13 protein-coding genes are annotated in these 19,703 nt (G+C 44.0%); 8 read left to right on the plus strand and 5 right to left on the minus strand.

Annotated features, from left to right (window positions below):
* The first annotated feature begins 144 nt into the window (after positions 1-144).
* The gene (locus JMW90_RS06920; protein WP_201562713.1) at positions 145-690 is read left to right on the plus strand and encodes a flavodoxin family protein; all 546 of its coding nucleotides are present in this window, start codon (positions 145-147) and stop codon (positions 688-690) included.
* Between the two features lie 102 nt (positions 691-792).
* On the opposite strand, the gene JMW90_RS06925 is transcribed toward JMW90_RS06920, so the two are convergent.
* The 5 genes from JMW90_RS06925 to tolQ form a co-directional block, all read right to left on the minus strand.
* Positions 793-969, minus strand: a complete 177-nt coding sequence (locus JMW90_RS06925) for a hypothetical protein (protein ID WP_201562568.1) — start codon at positions 967-969, stop codon at positions 793-795.
* A gap of 514 nt (positions 970-1,483) precedes the next feature.
* Positions 1,484-2,776, minus strand: coding sequence for a PD40 domain-containing protein (locus tag JMW90_RS06930; protein ID WP_201562569.1), 1,293 nt, complete (start codon positions 2,774-2,776; stop codon positions 1,484-1,486).
* Positions 2,777-2,921: 145 nt separating this feature from the next.
* Positions 2,922-3,926: a cell envelope integrity TolA family protein gene (locus JMW90_RS06935; RefSeq protein ID WP_201562571.1), complete on the minus strand. Its 1,005-nt coding sequence runs from the start codon at positions 3,924-3,926 to the stop codon at positions 2,922-2,924.
* A 107-nt stretch (positions 3,927-4,033) separates the two neighbouring features.
* A complete protein-coding gene (gene tolR, locus JMW90_RS06940) occupies positions 4,034-4,492 on the minus strand; it encodes a protein TolR (protein WP_133104210.1) in 459 nt (152 codons plus the stop codon).
* The gene (gene tolQ, locus JMW90_RS06945) at positions 4,489-5,220 is read right to left on the minus strand and encodes a protein TolQ (RefSeq protein WP_201562573.1); all 732 of its coding nucleotides are present in this window, start codon (positions 5,218-5,220) and stop codon (positions 4,489-4,491) included. Before tolQ ends, tolR begins: the two co-directional genes overlap by 4 nt.
* A gap of 486 nt (positions 5,221-5,706) precedes the next feature.
* Between tolQ and JMW90_RS06950 the strand changes: the two genes are divergently transcribed.
* The 7 genes from JMW90_RS06950 (at position 5,707) to guaD (ending at position 19,577) form a co-directional block, all read left to right on the plus strand.
* Complete coding sequence (locus JMW90_RS06950; RefSeq protein WP_201562575.1) at positions 5,707-7,002, plus strand: NCS2 family permease; 1,296 nt, start codon at positions 5,707-5,709, stop codon at positions 7,000-7,002.
* Positions 7,003-7,790: 788 nt separating this feature from the next.
* Complete coding sequence (gene putA / locus JMW90_RS06955) at positions 7,791-11,033, plus strand: bifunctional proline dehydrogenase/L-glutamate gamma-semialdehyde dehydrogenase PutA (RefSeq protein ID WP_201562577.1); 3,243 nt, start codon at positions 7,791-7,793, stop codon at positions 11,031-11,033.
* 11 nt (positions 11,034-11,044) lie between these two features.
* The gene (locus JMW90_RS06960; RefSeq protein ID WP_201562579.1) at positions 11,045-11,734 is read left to right on the plus strand and encodes an aldehyde dehydrogenase family protein; all 690 of its coding nucleotides are present in this window, start codon (positions 11,045-11,047) and stop codon (positions 11,732-11,734) included.
* Between the two features lie 752 nt (positions 11,735-12,486).
* Complete coding sequence (locus JMW90_RS06965) at positions 12,487-14,172, plus strand: xanthine dehydrogenase small subunit (RefSeq protein ID WP_201562581.1); 1,686 nt, start codon at positions 12,487-12,489, stop codon at positions 14,170-14,172.
* Positions 14,173-14,336: 164 nt separating this feature from the next.
* The gene (xdhB, locus tag JMW90_RS06970) at positions 14,337-16,907 is read left to right on the plus strand and encodes a xanthine dehydrogenase molybdopterin binding subunit (RefSeq protein WP_201562583.1); all 2,571 of its coding nucleotides are present in this window, start codon (positions 14,337-14,339) and stop codon (positions 16,905-16,907) included.
* Entirely contained in the window at positions 16,900-17,898 is a 999-nt protein-coding gene (gene xdhC / locus JMW90_RS06975; RefSeq protein WP_201562585.1) for a xanthine dehydrogenase accessory protein XdhC, read from the plus strand. The genes xdhB and xdhC overlap by 8 nt, the downstream gene beginning before the upstream one ends.
* 221 nt (positions 17,899-18,119) lie before the next feature.
* Positions 18,120-19,577 carry a guanine deaminase gene (gene guaD, locus JMW90_RS06980; RefSeq protein WP_227691893.1) on the plus strand — a complete coding sequence of 486 codons (1,458 nt, stop codon included), beginning with the start codon at positions 18,120-18,122 and terminating at the stop codon, positions 19,575-19,577.
* The last annotated feature ends 126 nt before the right edge of the window (positions 19,578-19,703 follow it).

Consider the following 19,703-nt stretch of genomic DNA (forward strand, 5'->3'; position numbering starts at 1 on the left):
CATTCAGAAGCGAAAGCCTAATGTACTTCCTTATTTTTTATCTCATTACTTATAGCCATTATTAGAGTTTATATGAATACATCCGTTACACCGTCCATTGTATTACCTGCTGATAATACTGCTCCTAGTGTGTCTAATATATCAATGGCCGTGATTTACCATAGTAACTATGGTCATACCCAACGTGTCGCGGAAGCAATCGTGACGGGCGCTCGTCAGCAACTACCCGAAACCCAAGCCAAAGCTGTCGATGTCAATGATGTCGATTGGGATTTTTTAGATCAAGCAGATCTGTTGGTTTTTGGTAGTGCGGTATATATGGGCAGCGTGACAGCAGGCTTTAAGACTTTTATGGACGCGACATCGAAGCGTTGGTATCACGGCAAATGGCAAGGTAAGTGGGCGGCAGGTTTTGCCAACTCAGGTGGGCTTAGCGGAGATAAGCTTGCTGTATTACAGCAGATTTGTCTCTATAGTATGCAGCACGGGATGAACTGGATAGGATTGCCACTCAAACCGACCGGACATGAGCCTCATGACTTAAATCGTTTATCGAGTAATTTAGGTTTAATGAGCCAGTCGCTTGATGGTCCACCCGAAGAGACGCCAGGCGTCGGCGATATAGATACGGCGATTTGGTTTGGTGATCATCTGGCAAAAACCATCATCAAACATCAACCTACCTCATAAAAGTCCAAAAGCTATTTATTGAGTAGTAAATACCAAAAAGCAGATATCAAATCGATATTTGCTTTTTTTATTGTGAGCTTTTTTTATTGTGAGCTTTTTATATCAATCTTCATGCTCGTTATTTTCAACGGTAATGTCCGTAACAGGGGCAGTTTTGACCAACAAATTCTTGCTCGGGGCATTTTTAACAGGAATCGGACTTTCGACAAATTGAAACGACTGACACCCTGTCATAAACAAAGCAGATATAAATAAATAGGTTAAGGTTAATGACTTCATAGTGACATCTCAAAAGGCAATCGGCAATGGTAAAAGAGCGCTCATCATAACCAATGCACAAGATTGTGCAAGATATTATCTCATGAGAAATTGGCTCGCAACGTTAAGTCAATGCTTTATCTAACGTGTACTATCGTTGATTCACTTTTAAAAGAATACATCGTGACTGGAATTCATTGTTCGTAGCCTCTGTCGGCTAGCTACAGCAAGCAAGAAAAATGAATCCCAGTCGCGCCTTATAATATTGTATTTCTTTTATGTAGAACAGACTATAGTTAAAATATATCAAAAACGATACAGTGCTGCTGGTATAAATTTTTTGCAGCCTCTGTCTGCGTAGGCACAGCAAGCAAGAAAAATTAATATCAGCAGTACTTGATGTATCGATATTACTTTTCCCTGACTATATATCGTTCATTGTAAGATATATTGCGGACACGCCCTAATACAAAAAAGCGCCCAATCATCTGCTTAAGCGCCTTTTTTATGGTTAAGAGGTTATAAGTTTTTAACGTTATCTGGGACTGGCTGACCAGACAGGTGAGCGGATAACACCTTGCCCAGATTTACCAAAGGCTTCGCCACCATTGAGGGATTTGATCGTTAATACACCTTTACCACCTTGCTTTGAGGCATAGACCACGCGCTTACCATTTGGTGAAAAGCTCGGTGCTTCATCGATACCAGTATTACCCAAATTGGCAGTGACCGCGCCGCCACTATTCATGATGGCAGCTGAACGACCATTTAAAAAGGCGATTTGCGTACCATCGCTGCTAAATTGCGGGCTGGTTGCATAACCACTATTCGACACCTTGGTTGTGCGTCCTGAACCAAATTCATAACGATAAATCTGTGGTTTATTAAATCCTGCTTTGTCAGATACAAATACAAATGACCTGCCATCTGGGGCGTAGCTTGGCTGTACTTCACTGCTTGGCGAGTTGGTCAGTCTTCTTGGTTGACCGCCGCTGGCACTCATCTCATAAATATCAGCGCTGCCCTCAAAGCTACTAGAAAACAATATTTTGCTGCCATCTGGTGAGAACGAAGGACTTAAATTACTACCAGGGAAAGGCGTCAATGGCGTTGCGCCGCCGCCGCTCACGCTCTGTACGTAAATGACAGGATAAGATTTGTCACGCTGTACCGCATAGGCAATACGATTGCCATCGGGCGACCATGCTGGGGAGAAGATAGAGCCTGAAACCTCAGTAATGGTTTTGGCGTTTTCACCGTCGGCATCCATGACTTTTAAGCGCGAGACTTTTGCTTTTCCTACGCCACTTTCTTCAATATAGGCAATACGCCCTGAGAAATCCCCTGGAATGCCAGTAATGAGCTCATAAACTTTATCCGCGATGACGTGACCTGCATAGCGCATACTGTCTTTATTATTATCAGCGGTCAAAGTTTGCTTACCTTCGATTACGCGTCCTGTTTTGATATCAATCACTTCATAGTCAGTGACGACTTTGCCGCGGCTACTGCGCGTGCTACCCACCACAAGATAGGGAATGCCCATACTTTGCCATACCGGTAATGTCCCTGCCAGCTCGCTACTAGTGCGTGGTTGCTGCGGTAGATTTTGGCTGGTAACTTTGAGCTCGGTTTTGCTTAAATCATTTAAAATAATAGGCGACAACACATTATCACCAGCAAAAGGTACAAAAGCCACTTGGTTTTGTTGGACAGGAATCTCGTAATCCAACTCTAAAACGATGGGGGCTGCCAACACACTTGGCGCGATAATCAAGCTTGAGGCGCTAGCAAGTAAGGATATGAGTAGTTTTTTATGAGTGCGCATGAGTAAGTTAAGCTCCTAAAACAGTGTGATTGTCATTTTTATAGGTCATCAGTCCGCCATAAAGATAAGGCAGACCCTTCTACAGTACAAGCTATTTAAGGTAACGTTATCAATAATATAAAGCATGAGCAACTGAAGCAACTGATTAGTTGCTGCCCTTAAACTGTAGAGTAAAGGTCGGGTATTTGGGATCGTCAGCATCGATTGGTAAGCTGCCTGTGTTCAATACAGCTTGTTTTGCGGCTTCATTGACGGCTTCATCAGGTCCTGACGCGGTAACATTGGTGATATTACCGCTGGCATTGACCGTAATCGTGAGCGTCGCACGCTGGGTTGAGCCTCTTGCTGCAGTTGGAGGATTGTAGTTGCGCCTAATAAGATTAATGATCTCACTATTACTAGCGCCGCGACTGCCACCTGATGCGGAGCGGCTACTGCCTCTTGAGGGACTTGAGGTTGTGCTATCACCAGATAAAGTCGATTGCCCATCGTTTGATAGACTAAGAGTTTGACCCGAACTACTAGAGCCACCGGTATTGATTTCTACATTTCGGTCAGTGGCAGTTGGGCGCTTAATCCTAGGGGAATTATTTTGTTTATTGCGAAAATCCCCAAGCCTTTTTTGCTCTTCAATGAGTTGCTGTCTTTTTTCTTTTTCAATTTGGTCATGCTCTTCTAGGACGGATTCATCTAATCGCGATGCCCACTCAGCCATACTGCGCTCATACTCTTGGTTTTGATCAAGTAGGCGTTGCTGCTGCTCTTCACTCATCAATATAGGAGCGCTGGCAGACTCATTGGAGCGAGTGAAGACGGGGACAGATTGCCTGTTTGATTGACTGGGATTTGGCGGAACGCTACTATCAAAGGCTTCGGTTGGCGTAGCTGAGCTACTTGCACCACTTTCAGCTTGCATGGCACTGGCTGCTGCGGCGCGATTGGCAAGAATTTGACCTTGCATCTCTGCTAGCTGCTCAGGAGATACCATGGTCGTTTCAACACTGCCCGCGGTCTCAACATCCATATTTTGGTAGGTATAGATAAGTATACCAATGACAAGACCATGTGCCAGCAAACTGAGCAGCGTGGGTAAGGTTAGCCCATTGCCTTCGGGTTCAGTTGGTACATAAACGGTTGGAGCGTTGTGCATGGTAGTGATACTCAAAAACGTGATACTAAAAGATAAGCTACATCAGATTATCTGCTTTATGATAACCGGCTAGACCAAATCGGCTGTTTTTTAACAGTATAAAACGATTAAACCGCTGGTGTGGGCAGTGGAGCGCCGGTCAATAGTCCTACTTTTTGGATACCGGCTTGTTGCAACGTTGCCATTAAGGTCATGATAGCGCCATATTGATTGTTTTGGTCGGCATTAATCATCACTTGTACCGGCTGAGCACCCGCATCACTGCTTTGGCTTTGCAAAGTCGATAGGGTATCAATCAGTTCAGGCTCACTAACAGGTAAGTCAACATTGCTCTCATAACTGATAAAAATCTCGCCGTTACCCGTTAGAGACACAATCACTGGCAGCTGGCTTTGACTCATGGTGTTGGTTTGCTCTTTTGGCAAATCAACATCGACGCCAGTAATCAGCATCGGCGCAGTCACCATAAATATCACGAGCAGCACGAGCATCACGTCGATATAGGGAACAACGTTCATCTCCGCATTCAGTGCTTTTTTTTCACGGCGATAGGGACTTTGTTTCATAGACCAGCCACCTGATTGCTTTGGTTGGCTTGGCTTACTTGAGTGCTAGGCTGCAGGTTTTCATTGCTGGTTTCGCGCTGGAGCATACCCGTCATCTCATCACAGAATAAGGCGCGTGAGTCGTATAAGCGACTAGATTTGGCGGTGAAATGGTTATAAGCCAATACTGCAGGAATAGCGGCAAACAAACCCATGGCGGTTGCAATCAATGCCTCTGCAATACCCGGTGCCACAGCGGCTAGGGTAGCTTGCTCGTTTTGTGACAAGCCCAAAAAGGCATTCATGATACCCCAAACGGTGCCGAACAGACCGACGTAAGGCGCAACGGAGCCGATACTAGCCAGCGTCGTGAGTCCAGATTCCAAAAGTAGCTGCTGACGACCAAGACCTACCCTAAGCTTACGCTCAACCCCATCGATGATGTCATCTTTTGGTTGGCGTTTTTTGTGCATTCTTAAATATTCAGAGAAGCCAACATAAAAAATCTGCTCAAGCCCTTGGCGCTCAGGTGAGCCCTGAATGCCTTGGTACAGTTTTGCCAAATCTTCACCCGACCAAAACCACGCCTCGAACTGTTGGTCAAAATTTCTAGCAGTGCCAAGTCGCTCACTCATACGAAAAATAATCACCCAACTGAGTAACGATGCTAATAATAATAGAGCCATCACGATCTGAACCAGCAGGCTCGCTTGAGTAATAAGGTCGATAATATTTAAGGATTCAGGCATGTAAAGGACTCATGGATAATTAATTTTAGTCATTAGAAGTGGGGCGTTCGTATCAGCCCCTTATTGTACTGCTAATCTTGGTAAATATCATTAATAATGTGTTATTACATACCGAACAGTTTTTTCCTAAAATTTATGATGACGACACTGTCATTTTATAATATTGTCCATATGGTCAACTATTTTTTGCTCTTTCACTTACAAATCATATCATTCATTGAAATTATCTATTCATTTCAATAAAATGTCATGATTTGTTGCTGTAATTTTTCACAGTGGTTCTATTTTTGGCAAATCATGTGTGGCTAAAGGACTAAAAACATCATCTCTAACTGTAGTTTATAAGCGTCATTTACAGTCGCAATTTGGAAGCGTCATTTATCGTCGCAATTTGGGTGTATTTTTTTTATGTTTGAGTTAAAAGCGACATTTATCAGTACCATTTGATAATGATAATTTACTTACTGCAATTTGGAAGCGACTCCTATGAATGCAATTGAACAATATTTTGGGATCGATGGTCAGAACACCACGATCAAAACAGAGATTTTAGCGGGTGTAACCACGTTTTTAACCATGGCTTACATCATATTTGTCAACCCTAACGTACTTGCTGATGCCGGTATGGATAAAGGCGCGGTATTTGTAGCCACCTGTCTTGCCGCGGCGATTGGTTGTTTTATTATGGGGATTTATGCCCGCTTGCCAGTCGCACTGGCGCCTGGCATGGGACTGAACGCCTTCTTTACCTATGGCGTGGTTTTGGGTATGGGCTATACGTGGCAGACGGCGCTTGGCGCGGTGTTTTTGTCAGGTTGTATTTTTGTCTTATTAAGTTTGTTTAAGATTCGCGAAATTATTATTAATTCTATTCCGCTCAGTATTAAACAAGGTGTTGTCGCTGGTATTGGTGCGTTTTTGGCATTTATCTCGCTACAAACCGCAGGCGTTATCGTCAATAATGATGCGACGCTCGTGGGACTTGGTGATATGACCTCGTTTTCCCCTGCGATGGCAGCGCTTGGTTTTATCGTCATCGTTGGTCTGTCACATAAAAGAGTGCCAGGCGCGGTCACTATTGGTATTTTATTAGTCGCGCTAATCAGCCTTATCACTGGTAATACGCAGTTTTCAGGTATTATCTCAGCGCCGCCGTCTATTGCTCCGACGCTGATGCAGCTTGATATTGCTGGCGCGTTTGATGTGGCGATGATCAGTGTTATTTTTGCCTTCTTATTCGTCGATTTGTTTGATACGGCGGGTACGCTGATTGCAACCACCACTCAGGCAGGTTTGATCGGTAAAGATGGTAAAATCCCGAATATGGGTAAAGCGCTATTAGCAGATTCGACGGCGACTGTGGCAGGCACGTTACTGGGTACGTCATCAACGACCAGTTATATTGAAAGTGTGTCAGGTATCGCATCAGGCGGTCGTACTGGCTTGATGGCTGTGACTGTTGGTGTGTTGTTTTTACTCAGTGTATTCTTCTCACCGCTTGCAGCAATGATTCCAGGATATGCGACGGCAGGGGCTATCTTTTATGTGGCTGTACTCATGATGGAGACGTTAAAAGATGTTAAATGGCATGACTTGACAGAAGCGGCGCCCGTTGTGGTCGTCCTGTTATTTACGCCTTTGACCTATTCTGTGGCTGACGGTATTGCGCTTGGCTTTATCACCTTTACTGCCATCAAGGTAGTGGCTGGTAAATTCTCTGATATCAGTATTCCGGTTTGGATATTGACAGTCGTATTGCTCGCTAAAATCGTTTTTATCTAGCTTTTTATCTCAACGACCGCTGAAAGTTAAGCCAAGCTGATATTGCTGTAGCGGGGCTGTAGCAAGATATAGTCAAAATACTCTAAAAACGCTACGGTGCTGCTGGTATAAATTTTTTGCAGCCTCTGTCGGCTAGCTACAGCAAGCAAGAAAAATTGATACCCGCAGTACATAATGTGTCGATATTACTTTTCACTGACTATAGTGTAAACCCTTTTTATCATTTAATGATAAGAAGGGTTTTTTATGCTTAATATTGCTATTGTTTCAAGATAGCAGCGTCAACTGTTTGATTCCTAAAACAATTAATGATAAATAGTAAATCGGAAATTATAACCAAAGCGTCACATTTATGAATATGTTAATAACTATTTGTTTTTTAACACTATTATAATTGGTTGAAATACGTAATATTATTAGTTTGATGTTTTTTTTCATGGTAATATGCGGATATTAAGCGCATCACCTCAATCAACGCCGTAGAGGTTTTTCTTATCAGTGAAGCAGCATCGCATGTGATTATTTAACATTGCAATCACTCTCCTTTCACTACTAACAAGAAGAAGGCACTAATGCTGCTTAGTTTTACGTTGTTGCCTTTATATTGTTAACGTAGTCCGTTTCATACAACAAACGATTTACTTGATTTTTTCCAGCCGATGCTGGATTTTCTTGTTTTTTTAATACAGTCGTTTGCTTGATGCATCTGATAATGGTTTTTAATAATAAAAGGCAATAAAACGCCCCAGCGCATCACTTATGATGGATTTTCAAGTTATGGAGTTGTTATGAACCCAGTAGAGCAATTTACCCCGCAAGAGCCGATTTTATTTAATCCTATCGATTTGTTGTCACCAGACTATATTGCTCAGTCATCAACAGAGCTGCATAAGCGTATATCGCCTTTGTATAGCGTAGATGAAGAGCGCTGGTTGACGCAGTTATTGCCACTTGCCAAACCGACAGATGCCGAGCGTGACAGTGCGGCTACGCAGACGCGTCAGCTGGTTGAGCATGTGCGTAATGATGGTAAAGCGGTAAAAATGGTCGATTCATTATTGCTGGAATACAGCCTTGATACCCAAGAAGGTATTTTGCTCATGAGCTTGGCAGAAGCCTTGATTCGTGTGCCGGACAATTATACGGCTGATGCGCTGATTCATGACAAGATGAGCGTGGCTGACTGGAAAAAACATTTAAAAAATGACAATGGTTTTATGGTCAATGCCTCAACGTGGGGCATGATGATGACGGGTCGTGTGGTGAGCATCGATAGTGATACCACAGCGTCTGGATTTTTGGATCGCATGACCAAAAAGATGGGCGAGCCTGTTATTCGCAGTGCCATGCAAAAAGCCATGCGTATCATGGGACACCAGTTTGTACTTGGTGAAACGATTGAAGGCGCCAATAAAAATAGCCAACCGTATCGCAATAAAGGCTATACCTACTCATTTGATATGTTGGGTGAAGCCGCCATTACTCATAAAGAGGCTGAAAAGTATTTTAACGATTACTTGCATGCCATTAAAGCCACGGCAAGCGTAAAAGTTAAAGAGGGTATGCCCAAGCCATCAGTGTCTATCAAACTGTCTGCATTACATCCGCGTTATGAAGCAACCCAAGAAGCGCAAGTCATGGGACTGTTGCGTCAACGCTGCTTGCTATTGATTGAAGCCGCGCGTGAGGTCAATGTTGATATCAGTATTGATGCCGAAGAAGCCGATCGTCTTGAGATATCGCTAAAACTATTTGAGTCTTTATATCGCGATAATCTAACAGCGGATTGGGATGGTTTAGGTATTGTGGTACAGGGTTACTCAAAGCGAGCAATCGCTATTTTAGTATGGCTTGCGCGCTTGGCAACTGAAGTAGGTGACCGTATTCCAGTACGTCTGGTAAAAGGCGCTTATTGGGATACAGAGATTAAGCTTGCTCAGCAAAAAGGTCTCTCAGGCTATCCGGTCTGGACACGTAAAGAGGGCACGGATACCGCTTATCTTGCTTGCGCGCGTTTCTTATTATCAGAGCATTTGCGCGGGCTAATCTGGCCACAGTTTGCCACCCATAATGCCCACACGCTTGCCTCAATTATGACCATGAGTGCCCATAGAGACTTTGAGTTCCAGCGTCTACATGGTATGGGCGATGCATTGTACGATCACATCTTGCAAGCTTATCAAATCCCTGTGCGTATCTATGCACCGGTTGGCGCTCATAAAGATCTGCTGCCGTATTTGGTGCGTCGATTGCTCGAAAACGGTGCCAATAGCTCATTTGTCCATCAGTTATTAGACAAGTCTTATCCAATTGATAAATTGACTGTGCATCCGTATGACAAGCTATTAGCCAATGCAACGCTACACAATCCAGATATTCCATTGCCGTTAGCTATCTATGGCGCACGCCGTGCCAGCTTTGGTCCCAATATCTTTGTCGAATCGCAGTGGATACCGTTTAAAGCAGCTATCGACACGCATATACACAAAACATGGTCAGCAACTTCTGTTGTTAATGGCAAAGCAATTAATGACAATATGGTAGATGGCGACACTCATCAGCTTGACAAGCAAGCTGTACGTGCGCCTTGGAACCATGAAGTCATTGCCGGTGAAGTCGTTTATGCCAATGCTACTATCGCACAGCAAGCAATTGCGGCGGTAGTCGCTGGACAAGAGACATGGCAAGCGGTTACTGCTACTAAACGTGCGGCTATATTGCGTAAAATAGCGGACTTGTATGAAGAAAACTATGCAGAGCTGATGGCATTATGCCAAGTAGAAGCTGGTAAAACCTTACAAGACAGCATTGATGAAATCAAAGAAGCGGTTGATTTCTGCCGTTTTTATGCTGATGAAGCTGAGCGTTTAGATGATGTTATTTATGAGTTTACCGATTTGGCAGGCAAGCCATCACGTCAAGTTTATAAAGCACGTGGCAGCTTTATTTGTATCAGCCCATGGAATTTTCCATTGGCTATTTATACCGGTCAAGTGGTCGCAGCTCTAGCTGCAGGTAATACCGTGGTGGCAAAACCTGCCGAACAGACGAGCTTAATCGCTCATTTTGCCGCGCAGCTTATGTATCAAGCTGGCGTGCCAGTAGAAGCGTTGCAACTCGTGATTGGCGCAGGCGACGTTGGTGCTGCATTGACTGCTGCGGACAATATCGCAGGTGTGATATTTACCGGCTCGACCCAAACGGCGCAGCGCATCAACCAAAGCCTAAATGCCCATGCTCAAGCCAGCGGTGAGCTGCCTGTATTTATCGCAGAGACTGGTGGACAGAATGCGATGATTATGGACTCAACGGCATTGCCTGAGCAAGTGGTTAGGGATGCGGTATTATCTGCCTTTGGTTCAGCAGGTCAGCGCTGTTCAGCATGTCGTATCTTATGTGTACAAGAAGAGATGGCGGATGATTTGATTGAGCTATTGCAAGGCAATATGGCTGAATTGATCGTTGGTAATCCACTATATGCGACTACAGATGTGGGTCCTGTGATTGATATCGATGCCAAGCGCGGACTTGAAGCGCATATCGAACGTATGCGTGCTGAACCCACCGCTACTATTTTAGCGCAGACACCGATGAGTGATAGCTCAGAGATCAGTCAAGATCAAGCAACGTTTGTATTGCCAACGGCGATAGAAGTAAAAAGTATCGATGTGATTGGTGGAGAGCATTTTGGTCCTATTTTGCATGTACTGCGTTATGAAGCACGTGATTTAAATAAGCTGATTGATGCGATCAATGCGACGGGTTTTGGTTTGACCTTGGGCATCCATAGCCGTATTGAAAACACGGTAGAGCATATCGAGCGCCGTGCCTTTGTCGGCAATACTTATATCAACCGTAACCAAATCGGCGCGGTCGTCAACGTACAGCCGTTCGGCGGCTGTGGTCTATCGGGCACAGGTCCCAAAGCAGGGGGTCCACACTATGTCGCCCGTTTAATGACATTAACAACTGAGCCGTTAGCTGCTAAAAACAACACGACCAACACCAGCACTCAAACAATAATCGCATAAGGAGTAGCACTATGGCGACTGAATTCAAAAAAAATCATGGCCAAGTTTGTGAAACTTGGCGTTTGCTTGGCGCAGTGAATCGTGCCACTTATCTGCAAGAAGCGGCGCCACGACTGGCATTATTGACCGGTGATGCCAATAAGGCAAAGCGTCTGTTCAATCATTTATTGAGCGCTGCACCCATGCTTGACGAAGAGCACCGTATGACTGGTGCGACGGGCGAGGCGAATGACTTATATGTGACGGGTCGCGGTAAAACGATGGTTATCGGCGGCGAGTCTGCTCGTGCGATGGCAGTACTTGGGCAGTTGCTAGCGGCATTATTGACGGGTAATGAGGTGATATTGCATTGCCCAAGCCAAGATGAGATGTGCATTGAAGCGGCAAAAATACTCTATGAGGCTGGCATCAGTGATGATGTACTGAGTGTGGCAAATGACTCACAAACCGTCACGCTTTTATACATCGATCGCCTCGCGCAAGTGGCTGTCTCTGGTAATCGACAAGAGGTGCAAGCGGTCAGTCAAGAGCTTGCCAAGACCGATGGGATGTTGACGCAAGTCATTAGCGTCACCGATATGGACGGCTTATCAGAAATGCTAACGCCTGATTATCTTTACCGCTTCGTCACTGAGCGCGTAAAAACGATCAATACGACAGCCATTGGCGGAAATGCAAGCCTGTTAGAGCTTGGCACATAGTAGATTTGGTAATACGTTGAACTTCTAGGTAATTAAAAGAGTAACGTATTGTCAAAAAGTAAAAAGCTCAAACAGTAAGAAAGGCGGTCAGTCAGTGTTCCCAAATATTTGGTGAGTAACTGCTGATCGTTTTTTTATGCTTATATTTAATGGGTAAATTTAGCCGTAGCAAAGGTAAGCATTTTAGTAAATAATAACTTTAGTAATGAAGTTTCTTGGCTTTCTAACTGAAATGAGGTATTTTTTGAGTTGTAAGTTAAATAAAGATGGTGATAATATAAGTTAACTCTTTAGTCAGCAATTATTCACTAAATGGCTGGTAAATCTCTTCAATACGGAACATTGATGTAAGCTAAGCCCTAAAAGGATATTTTAACGGTGCTTATATCCCTCGATTTTCCAATAGGGTCGTTAAGACGATACCCAAACCCTTATTAATGCTTTTAATTTACTAAAGGTGATTGTATCTCACTGGTAAATTAAGAAGCTCAAACCGCAAACAGATTAAGCCTGAGCAAGTCAGTAGTCAGATAGGCAGTCAGCTTATTCAATACACGTATAACTCTCAGTATTGATGTAGGTATGATGATCATCATCGTATAAATTTTATTAACATGGTAATTAAGTACTCACTTAAGGGCAGCGTATTTGTGTGCGTTTATCCTTTAAGATACTGATTGTTAAAATTTTATAATTCGATTAAAGATAAAGTATTTTTTATCTTCCTTTTATTCTGACAGCTGAGTATTGCTATGATTCATTTTTATTTGAACGGTCAATATAAGCAATTAACTGACCTCAATCCGAATACCACGGTGCTTGAGTATTTGCGCTTGCACGAACGCCAGACCGATACCAAAGAAGGCTGCGGCAGTGGCGACTGCGGCGCTTGTACGGTGATGGCACAGCGCTTACCCACTATTGATGCAGATGTTTCTGATGCGCCTTTTTATACATTAAATTCTTGTATCACGCTACTGTCCTTGATGGATGGTCATCATCTGATGACGGCCGCTTTTATCGCGGACAATCCTGAACATCATCCAGATCGTGCCTTATTGCATCCAGCCCAGCAAGCAATGGTCGACTGCCATGGCTCGCAGTGTGGATTTTGCACGCCTGGATTTGTGATGACGCTGGCAAGTACCTATGAAAATCATCGTCAGCAAGTCGCAAAAGGAACCATCACGGACGATTTGAGCTACGATGATATCGTGGCTGCAATTGGTGGCAATCTGTGCCGCTGTACAGGCTACCGTCCTATTATCGATGCTGGTCTAGCGATGAGTGAAATTGGTAGACAACGCGATGCTGATCAAACCATAGCTAAAGACTTGACCATCAGTTTAGCGACAGATGCGATGGCAAATAGCAGACAAGCCGTTTCAAGCGAAATCAGCACTATCACGCCTGCGCTTACTCAAGCGTCACGTAAGTTATTCATTCCACAATCTATTGCTGAGCTCAATCAAGTGCTCGCTGCCCATCCAAAAGCGACCATTTGGGCAGGTGGTACGGACTTAGGTTTGAGTGTGACGCAACACTTAATCGATCATGAGACCATTGTTCAACTGTCAGCAATCGACGAGCTAAAGTCTTGGTCACTACAGGATTTAAGTCAAAATGCGGATGCGCAGTCAAAAGGCACTAACGATGTAGAATCGGAAGCAGATTCTTCTACAGTACCATCTTTAGTATTGGGCGCTGGTATGAGCTATAAGCAAATGCTGCCTGTTCTTGAGCAATACTTTCCCAACTTTGCCAATTTATTTGAACGTATTGCCTCTCCGCAAATCCGTAATATGGGCACCATCGGCGGTAATGTCGCTAACGCTTCACCCATTGGCGACTTACCTCCTATTTTATTGGCATTAGATGCTCATATTCATATCCGTCATTGCACTGCTGTTGATATTTCAGATATTGATGATGCGGACAATACCAATAATAATGATGTCCATTCAAATCAAGCATCTTGTATTGACGAAATCATTCCTCTATCTGAATTCTTTTTAGATTATAAAAAGACCAAGCTACGTGCTGGTAGTTACGTGGTGTCCCTTCATATTCCGCTGATGCAAGACCATCAGCATCTTTATATTCATAAAATTAGTAAGCGTTACGAAGATGATATCTCAGCTTGCTTGCTTGCTGCGCGACTTGATTTATCAGCAGATGGCACAACTATCCAAAATGCAAAATTTGGACTTGGTGGCATGGCGGCTATACCGTTATTGGCTGCAAAATGTCAGCAAGCGCTCATTGGACAGTCCGTTGAGGTTGCCAACTTTGAGCAGGCGGCACAAATGCTATCTAGTGATGTTTCGCCAATGACGGACGTTAGAGCCAGTCGCGAATATCGTATGCATGTGATGCAGCGACTCATTATTAAATGCGGCAAGCAACTGGTAGCTGATGTACAAGCGGTAGATGCATAAGGAAAAATATAGTAATTAATCTCGACAAGGTCTGAATAGACAGACTTAGTGTTTAAACTTGCTTAATTATGCTAACTAACCTAGCCATCGCATCGCTAAAAAAGACAGTCAAAACGCTATCGCTAAAGAGATAGGTTTTGCTAAAAATATAAGAGAGAGCCATCATGAGTCATCATTCTTCATTATTTGACAGCTACAGTACACGTAGACAACGCCCACCCAAAAATAAAATCGGTACCGGAGCCAAGCATGACAGTGCTATTAGTCATGTGATGGGCACAGCCACCTATGTAGATGACATGCTAAAACCACAAAGCACCCTGCATTTAGCGATTGGTAAGAGCGCTCATGCTCATGCACGCGTATTGAGTATGGATTTAAGTGCGGTAAGAGCAGCAGATGGGGTAATCGATGTCATTACTTTTAAAGATCTGCCAGCCAAAACCGATATCGGCGCGGTGTTTGACGGTGATCCGTTGATGGTTGATGAGATTACAGAGTATGTCGGTCAAACGTTATTCGCTGTCGTCGCGACCAGTCATCGTGCAGCTAAAAAAGCTGTGCTTAACGCTATTTTAGAGTATGAGCCACTACCAGCGATTCTCACTGTGGAAGAGGCATTAAAACAACAGCATTTTGTGCGTCCTAGCCATTTTATGGAGCGCGGCGATGCGCAAGCTGAGCTTGCGGCTGCACCGACACGTGTTGCAGGGCATATTCATATGCTTGGGCAAGAGCATTTTTATTTGGAAGGGCAGGTGTCGTATGTTGTACCTTGTGATGACGGTGGACTTGAAGTTTATACTTCATCGCAGCATCCAAGTGAAGTACAGCAGTTGGTCGCGGAAGTGGTTGACTTACCTTTTCATGCGGTTACGACAGTGGTGCGCCGCATGGGTGGTGGTTTTGGTGGTAAAGAAACGCAAGCCGCTGCATGGGCGTGTCTTTGCGGTATCGTTGCCAAACGTCAAAACGTGCCAGTAAGTATGCGCTTAGATCGTCAAGATGATATGGTCGTGACTGGTAAGCGCCATGAGTTCTCTAACCGATATGATGTCGGTGTCAATGATGAAGGTCAAGTGCTCGGTGTCGATATGCAGCTGTCAGGATTGTGTGGTTATTCACCAGACTTGTCTGATGCTATCGTCGATCGGGCGATGTTCCACTGTGATAATGCCTATTATTATCCAGCCGCACAAATAGCCGGTCACCGCTGCAAGACTCATACCGTATCTAATACCGCTTATCGAGGTTTTGGTGGTCCACAAGGTCTACTGACCGCTGAATATATGATGGATCATATCGCCTATACGTTAGGCAAAGATCCTCTACAAGTACGTCTGGCAAATTTATACCAAAACGGCCAAAGCACCCATTATGGTCAGCCGATTGAGCATTTTGATTTGGCTACTATTATGCAGACGCTAGCAGATGACAATGAGTATGATAAGCGCCGTCAGCAAATTACAGCAGCCAATAAAAAGGCGGAAGCTGAGGGTGGTGATAAGCGTTTGGGTCTTGCGCTAACACCTGTGAAGTTCGGTATTTCATTTACCGTGCAGACGTTGAATCAGGCAGGAGCCTTAGTACTTATCTATACTGATGGTACGATTCAGGTCAATCATGGTGGCACCGAGATGGGTCAAGGACTATATATTAAAATTGCCCAAATCGTCGCTAATGAATTTGATGTCGATTTAGATACCGTAAAAGCGACTGCCACTCGCACGGATAAAGTGCCAAACACTTCGCCAACTGCTGCATCATCGGGTACCGACATGAACGGTAAAGCGGCGCAAAATGCTTGTATCACCATCAAAGATCGCTTGGTTGAGTTTGCTGCTGAGCATTTCGAAGTCGCTGCAGAAGATATCAAATTTGAATGTAATCATGTGCATATAGGCGATAAAGAAGTACTCACCTTTGCAGATTTTATTTTATTGGCTTATCAGCACCGCATTAGCTTGTCTTCTACTGGTTATTATAAGACGCCAAAGATATTTTATGATCGCTCCAAAGCGTGGGGTCGACCGTTCTTTTACTTTGCCTTGGGTGCAGCCTGTTCTGAGGTTGAGATTGATACTTTAACCGGTGAGTATAAAGTATTGCGCTGTGATATCTTGCACGATGTTGGGCAGTCGATTAATCCTGCTATCGATATTGGTCAAATCGAAGGTGCTTTTGTACAAGGGATGGGCTGGCTGACGGCTGAAGAGCTTATTTGGGATAAAAAAGGTAATTTAGCTTCTAACAGCGCGGCTAATTATAAGATTCCAACGGCTCATGATTTGCCTAAGCGGTGGAGCGTCAAACTGTTCGATCGCAAAAACGAAGAGCAGACCATTTATAATTCCAAAGCCGTTGGTGAGCCGCCATTTATGCTAGCAGCCAGTGTTTGGTGTGCGATTAATAATGCCGTAGCGAGCTTAGGGGATTATAAGAAAAATCCAGATTTGACCATGCCTGCGACGCCAGAAGCAGTGCTAAAAGCAGTGATGCGCATGCAAGGTCAAGCGTGGGAAATTGCGTCTAAAGCCGAAGCGGAAACGATTGCGAGCTTAACGCCAGATAATGACGATTGTGGTATCGATGATGATCGAGTCAAGCCGCAGCAAGTGCCTCATGGTAAGGATGTCAATCCACCAGAGTCTGAAGGTCAATTGTTTGATGAGCAACCTGAAGCCATAGAAAACCCCAATGTGTCAACGGCTCGTGGACCGGCACATAGTGAATAAGTCACTTATCACACCGATACCACCAACCAAATGGTATGACGGACTTGCGCAATATCAGCATCAAGGTATTGCGCATGTTTTGGCAACCGTCGTTGCCGTTAATGGCTCGGCACCTAGAGAGCTACAATCTAAAATGATTGTGACGCTTGACGGATGCTGTGATACCTTGGGCGGCGGTAGCTTAGAACATGACGTGACGATAACCGCAAGGCAATTGCTAAGTGGTGAGATAGATGCAAACGAGCCGAGAGGCTTTAAACCATTAAAAGAAGGCAAGTCTGAAAAGGCACAAGCGGTACGCCGTGATGCAGTCTACACCAAACATTATCCATTGGGCGCAACATTGGCTCAATGTTGCGGCGGTAGTGTCACGGTTATGTTTGAATGTTTTAACGTGATACCGCCTATGTCATTGCTGGTCTTTGGTGGCGGGCACGTAGCAGCTGCATTAATGACCGTACTTGCTGAGTTGCCTTGTCAGATCGATTGGGTTGATAGCCGTCCCGAAATGTTTGAGCGTTATCTAACGGATGAGTCTATCGCGACTGATCAGAAAATCGCTTATAACTTACCAGCACATATTCGCCCGCATATTGAGGAAGATCCGGTTGATTTTATCCAACCCTTTGTCGCTAATAGTATGAGAGGCGCTTCAGTAAATCCTTCGATGAAAAAAGGCACTCAGTATTTTATCCTAGTGATGACTCATGATCACAGCCTTGATTTTGATTTGGTGCGTGCCACGCTTGATGCTTATGTAAAAATTGGCTTTGATGACAGTAGCACATTAACTTCATTACCTTATCTTGGTTGTATCAGCTCAGCGACCAAAGCTAAGCGTTTTAGGGATCGTTTACTGCAGCGTGATTATAATGAGCAAATGGTCGATAAATTGACCATGCCAATCGGTCTTAAGACCGGCGGAAAAGAGCCAATGGCAGTCGCTATCTCTATCGCGGCGCAAGTTTTGCAGCTTTATAATAATTTATAACCAACAGTAACCCTAATTGACCGTTTTTTAATTCTCTATTTATCTGTTTGCCCTCAAGATATTAAGAAAGTAAGACATGGTTTTTAGCTGCGTCAGCCATCATACGATATAGGCTGCGTTCAGTAACTTTGCGCTTGTATTTCTGTAATTGCACTAGGGTAGACACATAATATGGATGAATTTTTAACCAAAATACTTATCTATTATTGTGAGATTTTTTTATGACCATACATATTTATCAAGCACAAGTGCTGCACTATTTAACGGAAGAGAATTTGGCTGACAGAGCCAAGCGTGCTCATTTAGATACGGCTGATTTGAGCAATGCTAATTTAACCAATGCTGAGCGTCCTAGCATCACAGTGGTAGAAAAAAACGTCAATTTGCTGTCGGTGGTGGCAGGCGTCAAGGTTTATCCTGAATATATCGCTAATGGTGCTTTAGTAGTCGATGATGCGACTGGTCGCGTCGTAGATTACGGTGATTGTACGTCGATGCTATCTACCTATGGTAATAGCAGTGCCGAAGTAGGCAACGCGCCAGTACAAATTCATGATTATCAAGATAAGCTCATCATGCCAGGTTTTATTGACACCCATGTGCATTATCCGCAGATAGATATGATTGCAGCGTTTGGCGAGCAATTACTTGATTGGTTAAATAATTATACCTTTGTGACCGAAGCCAATTTTGGCGATGCAAAGATTGCCGATGATACGGCAAAATTCTTTTTAAATCAGCTACTTGCTAATGGTACAACAAGCGCTTTGGTGTTCTCGACCAGTCATCCACAATCAGTAGAATCGTTCTTTAACGAAAGCAATCGCTTAAATACTCGTATGATTACGGGTAATGTATTAATGGATCAAAACGCGCCTGAGCATCTATGTGTACCAACAGAGCAGGGCATTCGCGATACCCAAAACATCATCGATAAATGGCATGAGCGCGGACGTCAGCACGTGGCGATTACGCCAAGATTTGCCATTACCTCAACACCGAAGCAATTGCAAATGACCGGTGAGCTATATCGTAGCTATGACAGCGTTTATCTACAAACGCATTTGGCTGAAAATATTGATGAAATCGCCTTTGTACGTGAGCTTTATCCCAATCATAAAGGGTATCTTGACGTTTATCATGATATGGGCTTACTTGGCAGGCATACGACGTTGGCACACGGTATCTACCTTAAGACGCCAGAGTATGAAGTGCTGCGTGATACGGGCACCCAAATAGCCCATTGCCCGACGTCAAATTTGTTTTTAGGTAGTGGTTTGTTTGATTTGTCCAAAACATTAAGCTATACCGGCGTTAGTATCGCAACCGATGTGGGTGCAGGAACCAGTTTATCGATGCTAACCACGTTATCAGAAGCGTATAAAGTTCAGCAATTACAAAACAATCCGTTATCAGCGCATCAAGGCTTATATCAAATTACCTTAGGCAACGCGCAGTCATTATTATTAGACGACAAAATCGGTAACTTTATGCCGAATAAAGAAGCGGATTTTGTAGTGATAGATATGGGCGGCACTGAGCTGCTTGCGCGCCGTATGACAAAGACCAAGTCGCTTGATGAGCAGTTATTTGTGCTGATGATGCTGGGCGATGATAGAGTGATTGAAGAAACGATTATCGCTGGCGTGAGTCGTTATAAAAAAACGGCTACTGCATAAGAGGTTTTGAGCGATAGTTTGATTCTTTATCAAACGAACAGAGGATTTCAAATAGCGATCAGCATTTATTTAAGATTTATAAGTCGTAATGATGTAAATGCTGATCGTTTTTTTTATCAAGTTCGT

The organism is Psychrobacter glacincola (genome assembly GCF_904846215.1).
GTDB lineage: Bacteria > Pseudomonadota > Gammaproteobacteria > Pseudomonadales > Moraxellaceae > Psychrobacter > Psychrobacter glacincola.